This is a genomic window from Pedobacter psychrodurus, from assembly GCF_032678585.1.
Lineage (GTDB): Bacteria > Bacteroidota > Bacteroidia > Sphingobacteriales > Sphingobacteriaceae > Pedobacter > Pedobacter psychrodurus_A.
Genome location: NZ_JAVTSN010000124.1, coordinates 1 through 1,325 on the forward strand (window position 1 = coordinate 1; position 1,325 = coordinate 1,325).

Genomic DNA, 1,325 nt, shown 5'->3' on the forward strand with positions numbered 1-1,325 from the left:
CGCCCGGGTTTTATTGGAATAATTGACGCCTTTATGGATTCTATTATTTTATCAAAAACCTTTTCACTATTGTCCAAACCAATGATTTGAATGATTTGTCGCCTTATTGTGCGGAAAGCATTCTGCCAGTTGTATTTATACGTTAGCTTCCTGGTGCTGTACTTTTTTGTTATTTCAATCTGAGCCTGCTCTCCCATCAGGGAAATGAGATTCATCATAAATACATGCGCTTGAAATTCTTGAAATATCCCATCCGGCTTTCTACTTCCAAACTGCTCAAGCTTCATCTTTGGCTTGAGCTTTTTAAACGCCTCCTCTATACCCCATCTAAAGCCGTAAAGTTCAGCCATATCGGTTAGTTTTATAGCTTCCAGATCGAACAAGGAAGAAACCAGTAGTTCTATTTCACCCGTATTTAGCCTTATCTTAGATACCCTTACCTTGATAGAACCACAATCATTGCCCAGTTCGGAGCATGTCTTTTTCTCAGCCTCGCTAGGTACCCACTGCGTAATAAAGTCGTTTAGCGGGTTCGCCAGAGCTGCCTTAGCGAAAAAAGACTGAGCTGTTGATAGCCGGATGCAGAAAGCCTTTTTTTGACGGATCAGCTCATTGCATATATTAAAATAGCCAAATCCTCTATCCAGGATTATAAGCTGCTTGTTGCCTTCAAGTTCACCGATACAATTTTTGAGCATTACTTTTTCAGAAACCTCCATTCCTGACAGCGCTGAGGATAGAATAATATTTGAATAGACATCATAAAGCGCAAAAACTCTTGCCATACAGCTTTTTATCTTTCCACCTTTTTCCGAATAAACGCCAAAGTATTGTTTTATCTGTCTTGAGGGAGGTAGGGAAACCGTTGAACCGTCACCGGCGAGTAGCTGGAAACCTTTCCAGAGCTTAACCGAATTCCGTTGATGAAAGTTTAGCAGTAATCGGTTCAGTTCAACAAAAAAAGACAATTTAATCTTATAGCGGGCGAGCGAAAAGGCGGCTCCACTAACAGGGTGAATACCTAAGGTGGGCAAAAGAAACGAAAGATTATACTCAACTGATTCTTTGAAAAGATTCAAAATCAGGCAAACAACCGTTGGGAAAGTTAATGATCGCTTCCTGCTAAAAAAGATTGGTGAAGTAATATAGCTGCTTACTAAGGGATTAAAATGGATGAAATCAAATGTTTTTTTTAGAAGAAACTGTATGTTTCTCCCTTAACCGGTTATTTGAAATGATGCTCATTTATATTTGTTTTTATGTTTGATTAAATATAGTTATTTACCTGTAAAACAGAAAGTTATTTTCTTAACTTAATAGCATTG

The 1,325-nt window shown here is 38.3% G+C and carries 1 protein-coding gene; it reads right to left on the minus strand.

Annotated features, from left to right (window positions below; genetic code table 11):
• Positions 1-1,079 (minus strand): IS4 family transposase (locus R2S57_RS30315; RefSeq protein WP_316848648.1); only part of this gene is annotated, 1,079 nt, incomplete at its 3' end.
• Positions 1,080-1,325: the final 246 nt, after the last annotated feature.